Consider the following 5,934-nt stretch of genomic DNA (forward strand, 5'->3'; position numbering starts at 1 on the left):
ACGGCCGCAGTTCGGTCGCCAACTCGGTCAGCACCCCGCGGAAGCCGTGCGACGGCACGCCCATCACCACCACGTCGGCGCACTGCGCGGCCTCGGCAAAGTCGGTGGTGGCGCGCAAACTTTCGGACAAGACGTGTTCTTCGCCAAGGTATTTGGTGTTGCGATGGTTTTCGTTGATGTCCTTGGCGGTCTCTTCCGAGCGCACCCATTGCAGCGTCGGCCCGCGGCGCGCGCAGATAGATGCGACGGTGGTGCCCCAGGATCCGCCACCGAGAACGACGACCTTCGGTTCGCGCGTTGCTGCCATGTCGCCCAGCGTATTGCGGTCACCGGATCTTTACCGGCGGTTGGCCAGATGCGCCGTTATCCGGCCAGCGCGGCCTGGTGTGCAGCGGTGCCGAACACCATTGCCTCGGTGATCCGGTCGAAGCGGTAGTCGATGGCGTCGGCGTAGTAGTTCTGCCGAACATTCCACGGCCGTTTGATGCCCGACTTCGGCAGCGCGTGCGGGGCGCGCAGCACGTAGCCGGCCTGAATGTCCCACGCCGGCTTCTCCGGCATCGGCTCACCGGCCAGATGCGGGTAGGCGTGGGTGTAGCCGTGAGAGGCCATGTGGTCCAACAGCTTTGCCGTAGCACGAGCGGTCATGTCGGCGCGCAGCGTCCAGGACGCGTTGGTGTAGCCGACGCACCAGAACAGGTTCGGCACGTCCTCGAGCATGTGCGCCTTGTAGATGAAACGGTCTTGCGGCTTGACCTCCGCGCCGTCCATCGACACCGTCACCCCGCCCAGGGCCTGCAACTGCAGACCGGTCGCGGTGACCACCACGTCGGCGTCGAGATGCTTGCCGGACTTCAAAGCGATTCCGGTGGAATCGAAGTGGTCGATGTGGTCGGTCACCACCTCGGCGCGGCCGTCGCCGATCGCGACGTAGAGGTCGGCGTCGGGGATCAGGCACAGCCGCTGATCCCACGGGTTGTACCGCGGCTTGAAATGGGTGTCGACGTCGTAGCCCTTGGGCAGGTAGTGCACCGCGATCTGGCGGATCCACCACTTCACGAAGCCCGGTGTCTTTCGGGCCAGCAACCAGATCAGGCCTTCCAGCAGGGCATTGCTCTGCCGGGCGAACGAATGAGAAAGCCGGTGCGGCAGGGCGTTTCGTATGGCGTTCAAGGTCCCACTGCTTCTGGCCGCCGAGAACAGGTAGGTGGGAGAGCGCTGCAGCATGGTCACCTTCGAGGCATTCTCGGCCAGCGACGGGATCAGCGACATCGCGGTCGCGCCGCTGCCGATCACCACGATCTTCTTGTCGCGGTAGTCGAGGTCGGAGGGCCAGTGCTGCGGATGGACGACGGTGCCGGCGAACTCGCTGATTCCGGGGAAGTCCGGGGTGTAGCCCTCGTCGTAGTTGTAGTAACCGGACCCGAAGAACACAAAGCGGCCGCGGTAGGTCTTCTCGGCGCCGTCCTGGGAGGCGGTGACGGTCCAGGTATCGGTCGAGGAGTCCCAATCCGCCGAGCGGACGTGGGTGTTGAACTGGATGTGTTGGTCGATCCCGTGTTTGTGCGCGGTGGTCTTCAGGTACTGGCGGATGTCCCCGCCGTCGGCCACCCGGTCCGCTTTGGTCCACGGTTCCCACGGGAAGCACAGCGTGAAGATGCTGCTGTCGGACCGCACGCCGGGGTAGCGGAACAGGTCCCAGGTGCCGCCGATCTGCTCGCGTCGCTCCAGGATGACGTAGCGCGTCCCCGGGTTGCGCTCGGTGATGCGGTAGGCCGCGCCGAGCCCCGAGATGCCCGCGCCGATGATGACGACGTCGACGTCTGCCGTGTCCATCACGACCCCCCGCTTCTACCTCGGAACTGTGGTGCCGATCACGTTACCGGTAGTTGACGAACTGCACGGCCACCTCGAGGTCGGCGCCCTTCAGTAGCGACTGGACAGCCTGCAGGTCGTCGCGGCTCTTGCTGGTGACCCGGACCTCTTCGCCCTGGATCTGGGTCTTGACGCTCTTGGGTCCCTCGTCGCGGATCAGCTTGGTGATCTTCTTGGCGTTCTCGCTGGTGATGCCCTCCTTGAGGGTGCCGGTGACCTTGAAGGTCTTGCCGGATGCCTGCGGCTCGCCGGCGTCAAAAGCCTTGAGGCTGATGTCGCGCCGGATCAGCTTCTCCTTGAATACGTCGACGGCGGCCTTGACCCGTTCCTCGGTGGAGCTGGTCAGCTCGATCGCTTCGTCACCCTTCCAGGCGATCTTGGTGTCGGTGCCGCGGAAGTCGAACCGGGTGCCCAGTTCCTTGGCGGCCTGGTTAAGGGCGTTGTCGACCTCCTGCCGGTCGAGCTTGCTCACGACGTCGAACGATGAGTCCGCCATTGGATACGTTCCCTTCCATCGGTGCTGGCCATTTGTTGTCTGAGTACATCTTCGTTGTATCCTGCTACACGCACCACGGCAGATTGCCCGAGCGGCCAATGGGAGCGGACTGTAAATCCGTCGGCTAACGCCTACCCAGGTTCGAATCCTGGATCTGCCACCGAGGTACGCGGTCCCGCAGCACGAGTGTCGAGCTGCGGGCCCGTTCTCTTTACGGCGTCCGCGGCGCGATCGGTTCGTGGGGGTCGACCTGAATCCCGGCTTTCAACGGCGCGGTGTTCAGCAGTGACCACATCCATTCGGCGAGTTGGGTGGTGAACTCTTTCCGGGGCAGCGGCACGTCGTCGTTGAGCCAGTGGGTCACCGAGGACTCGACGAAGCCGATCGCCCCGATGCTCAGTGGCACGGCAGGGCGCTCGTCGATCCCGAGCGTGCGGTAGAACGTCGCGATCACCTCTGCCAGATTTGCGGCGACCACGCGATTGACGTCGTGGATGGCGGCGAGGGCGTGGGCGTCATCGCTGAGTGGATGGCGGGTCAGGTATTCGTACAGGTTCGGGTGTTCCAGCCGCCAGCGCACGTGCATCGACACAGTGCCGGTGGCCACCTGCATCGGGCTGATCGGCCCATCCCATACGAGTGTCTGCTTGGCGGTGAGCATTTCGCCGGCGCGTCGGGCGATGCTGTGGTGCAGGTCGGCCGCGCCGTCGAAGTACCGATACAGCTTGGTGCGCGTCACCCCGACGTGGTCGGCCACCTGCTCGGTCGACGCCTGCGGCCCGTAGCGGACGATGGCCTCGAGCGCGGCCTCGACGAACTCCGCGCGACGCTTGTCCCGCTGCCCTGACCAGCGGGCCGCTCGTCCGTCAACGGCCCCTTCCGGCCGCCCAGTCGAACTCATACTTTACATGGTACGTAGCGTCCCGCTAATCTCACAGCCGGTACGCGATGTACCGGATACCGGAAACTAGACCCAAGGCCGCAGATGATGAGCACCGTCCCACTGGTCGTGATCGACGACCACCCTGTGGTCCACGCCGGCGTCCTGCGCTGGGTCGCCGACGCGTCCATCGCGACCGGTACCGTGCCTGCCTACCGCTCGGTGGCTGAGTTTCTCGACAAGCACCCCCGCGACTTCGGCGCGCCAGAAGTGATCGTCTTCGATCCCGAACGTGGCGAGTGTCGGCCCGACTACGCAGGTCTGCAGCAACTCTGCACACTCAAGCATCGCGTCGTCGCCTACTCGCGCTTCTTGTCCGCGGAGATCATTCTGAAGTGCCTAGACGTCGGCGCCGCCAACTACATCGTGAAATCTGAAGCGCCACAACATCTCATCGAGGCAATTACGGCCGCGCAACGCGGCGAGTCGGCTCGCGGGCCGATTGCCGCGGCCGCCGTGCGGGCCGCCCAGCTGCATGGGCGCGCACAGCTCACCGCGCAAGAGAGACGCGTCCTCATCGAATGGCTGATCACCGACAACAAGGAGGCGGTCAGCAGGAAGCTTCATATCGCGCCGAGCACGGTCAGAACCCATCTGCAGCGAATCCGGCGGCGTTACAGCGACGTACACCGCGCCGCTCCCTCCAAAGCGGCATTGTTTGCCCGCGCCGTGCAGGACGGCCTGATCGGCATTCACGACGTCTGAGTGTGATTGCGCCACCGCCTAGCCGAACGGCTCGCCGTCGAAGCGTTCCCGGGTGGCCAACTCGGCGACGGCGGCGCGCCGCAGTCTGGTCAGTTGCCGGGTCGGCTTGCCGAGCGGCACAAGCGCCGCGAGGGCGTATGTCTCCGGTACGCCCAGCAACTCGCGCACGCGCGGCTCCTCGGCCACCGCCATCGTCGAGATCGTGCCGCCGAATCCCTCGTTGCGCGCGGCCAGCAGGATGTTCCACACCAGCGGGTAGACCGACCCGCCGCTGATCACTCCGATCCGATCCAGACGTTGGTCCATCGCCGCGACCACCTCCAGGTTGACGCAGACCGCCAGCACCACGGCGGCGTCGCGCAGAGGGGCCGTGAATTGCGCCGGTACGTCGGTCGCCGCGATCTGCTCGGAGCTCGGCCCCGGTTCGTGCAACGGATTCCAGGGACTTTCGCCGTTGGCCAGCTGAGCCGTGTACTGCCGCGCGCCGGTCATCGACAGTTCGGCCAGCTTCTCACGGGTTTCGCGGCCGCGGATCACGATCACCCGCGCGCCTTGCCGGTTACCGCCGCTGGGCGCGAAGCGGGCATTGTCGAGGATTCGCGCCAAGACGTCGTCGGGCAGGGGGTCGTCGGTGAAGGTGCGCGCGGCGAACGTCGTGCGCATGACGTCGTAGATGTCCATCAATCCATAGTGCATCGACAATCCGTAGTGCATCGACGGCTGAACGTGATCTGACGAGGAAACGCGATCCGGTAAATTCCGGCGAAAGCCGACTGTATCCACGAAACTGGCGGGATGCGTAGCGAAGCTAATCTCCGGCGGTTTGAGCGGCGTACCGAGTGGCCGCTCGCCGCGGCGGCCTTCGTCTTTTTGGTGCTGTTCTCCGTCGAGGTGCTCGCGCCGCGGCCCGAGCCCGTAGCGCACGAGTTCTGGTTGATTGACTGGGGTATCTGGGGCCTGTTCATAGTGGACTACGCGGCCCGGCTCTACCTCGCACCGCGTCGCTGGCACTGGTTTGTCCGGCACCTGCTCGACTTCGCCATCGTGACGTTGCCGTTGCTGCGGCCGCTTCGACTGCTGCGTCTGCTCATCCTGATTGAATTGCTGCAGAAGGCAATCGGCTATGCATTCCGCGGCCGGATTGTCGTCTATACCGCCTCCGGTGTGCTGCTGTTGATCTACACAGCGTCGCTCGCCGTCTTCGACAAGGAGCGACACCTGCCCGGGGCCACCATCAACTCCTTCGGCAAAGCCCTGTGGTGGTCGATCACCACGGTCACCACGGTCGGCTACGGCGACGTCTACCCGATCACCAACACCGGCCGGATCATCGCCGTGCTGTTGATGCTCGGCGGCATCAGCCTGGTCGGCGTCGTCACCGCCGCCCTCGCGTCGTGGATCATCGAGCGCGTCGCCGCCGACGAGAACGCCATCCAAGCGGTCACCGTCGCGCATATCGATGAGCTTCGCGCCGAGATCCGGGGGTTGAGTCTCCAGCTGAACAACCAGCAGGCGCGTAGCGAGCAAGATGGGTCCCGATGAGCACGCGAACGACGCTGGCCGATGGCCGCGAGCTGTTGTTCTTTGCGCTCCCCGGGCACACCCCGGCACCGGTTGTCGATCGTCGTCCGCTGCCGCCATTCGAGCCCGGACAGTCGCAGCTGAGATTCGATCAGGCCACCGGGCAGTGGGTGATCATCGCCGCGCGCCGACAGGACCGCACCTATAAGCCGCCTCCCGACCAATGTCCGCTGTGTCCGGGGCCGACCGGGCTGACCAGTGAGGTGCCCGCACCCGACTACGACGTCGTGGTCTTCGAGAACCGGTTCCCGTCGTTGGCCGGCTTCGGTGCGCCCGCTTGCGTGCCCGAGGGCTTCGTGCCGCAGCACGGGGTGGGGCGGTGCGAGGTGATCTGCTT

The 5,934-nt window shown here is 65.3% G+C and carries 7 protein-coding genes, 1 tRNA gene and 1 pseudogene; 4 read left to right on the plus strand and 5 right to left on the minus strand.

The features are described from left to right. The 3 genes from AC2VOG_RS19575 to AC2VOG_RS19585 form a co-directional block, all read right to left on the minus strand. Positions 1–307 (minus strand): NAD(P)-binding domain-containing protein (locus AC2VOG_RS19575; RefSeq protein ID WP_486941488.1); only part of this gene is annotated, 307 nt, incomplete at its 3' end. A 56-nt stretch (positions 308–363) separates the two neighbouring features. Continuing rightward, positions 364–1,836: a flavin-containing monooxygenase gene (locus AC2VOG_RS19580; RefSeq protein WP_486941493.1), complete on the minus strand. Its 1,473-nt coding sequence runs from the start codon at positions 1,834–1,836 to the stop codon at positions 364–366. A gap of 43 nt (positions 1,837–1,879) precedes the next feature. Next, positions 1,880–2,371, minus strand: coding sequence for a YajQ family cyclic di-GMP-binding protein (locus AC2VOG_RS19585; protein ID WP_486941489.1), 492 nt, complete (start codon positions 2,369–2,371; stop codon positions 1,880–1,882). Positions 2,372–2,448: 77 nt separating this feature from the next. Between AC2VOG_RS19585 and AC2VOG_RS19590 the strand changes: the two genes are divergently transcribed. Beyond that, positions 2,449–2,531: transfer RNA gene (locus AC2VOG_RS19590), tRNA-Tyr, on the plus strand. Between the two features lie 51 nt (positions 2,532–2,582). On the opposite strand, the gene AC2VOG_RS19595 is transcribed toward AC2VOG_RS19590, so the two are convergent. Beyond that, entirely contained in the window at positions 2,583–3,272 is a 690-nt protein-coding gene (locus tag AC2VOG_RS19595; protein WP_486941490.1) for a TetR/AcrR family transcriptional regulator, read from the minus strand. 87 nt (positions 3,273–3,359) lie between these two features. Here AC2VOG_RS19595 and AC2VOG_RS19600 point away from each other — a divergent pair, with 87 nt between their 5' ends. Beyond that, positions 3,360–4,016, plus strand: coding sequence for a LuxR C-terminal-related transcriptional regulator (locus tag AC2VOG_RS19600; RefSeq protein ID WP_486941491.1), 657 nt, complete (start codon positions 3,360–3,362; stop codon positions 4,014–4,016). A gap of 18 nt (positions 4,017–4,034) precedes the next feature. On the opposite strand, the gene AC2VOG_RS19605 is transcribed toward AC2VOG_RS19600, so the two are convergent. Beyond that, the gene (locus tag AC2VOG_RS19605; RefSeq protein ID WP_486941494.1) at positions 4,035–4,697 is read right to left on the minus strand and encodes a nitroreductase family protein; all 663 of its coding nucleotides are present in this window, start codon (positions 4,695–4,697) and stop codon (positions 4,035–4,037) included. Positions 4,698–4,811: 114 nt separating this feature from the next. Between AC2VOG_RS19605 and AC2VOG_RS19610 the strand changes: the two genes are divergently transcribed. Both AC2VOG_RS19610 and AC2VOG_RS19615 read left to right on the plus strand, forming a co-directional pair. Beyond that, positions 4,812–5,558 (plus strand): potassium channel family protein, encoded by a 747-nt coding sequence (locus tag AC2VOG_RS19610; protein ID WP_486941492.1) that lies wholly within the window; start codon positions 4,812–4,814, stop codon positions 5,556–5,558. Next, positions 5,555–5,934, plus strand: a pseudogene (locus tag AC2VOG_RS19615) (galactose-1-phosphate uridylyltransferase); the annotation flags it as partial. The gene AC2VOG_RS19610 and the pseudogene AC2VOG_RS19615, both read left to right, overlap by 4 nt.

The sequence above is a fragment of the Mycobacterium sp. TH-M11 genome (genome assembly GCF_057473725.1).

What these genes read in the sequence shown, in the direction of transcription:
- AC2VOG_RS19580 (WP_486941493.1), bottom strand. Translation starts at nt 1,836, where the DNA reads ATGGACACGGCAGACGTCGACGTCGTCATCATCGGCGCGGGCATCTCG.
- AC2VOG_RS19600 (WP_486941491.1), top strand. Translation starts at nt 3,360, where the DNA reads ATGAGCACCGTCCCACTGGTCGTGATCGACGACCACCCTGTGGTCCAC.
- AC2VOG_RS19610 (WP_486941492.1), top strand. Translation starts at nt 4,812, where the DNA reads ATGCGTAGCGAAGCTAATCTCCGGCGGTTTGAGCGGCGTACCGAGTGG.
- AC2VOG_RS19605 (WP_486941494.1), bottom strand. Translation starts at nt 4,697, where the DNA reads ATGGACATCTACGACGTCATGCGCACGACGTTCGCCGCGCGCACCTTC.
- AC2VOG_RS19585 (WP_486941489.1), bottom strand. Translation starts at nt 2,371, where the DNA reads ATGGCGGACTCATCGTTCGACGTCGTGAGCAAGCTCGACCGGCAGGAG.
- AC2VOG_RS19595 (WP_486941490.1), bottom strand. Translation starts at nt 3,272, where the DNA reads ATGAGTTCGACTGGGCGGCCGGAAGGGGCCGTTGACGGACGAGCGGCC.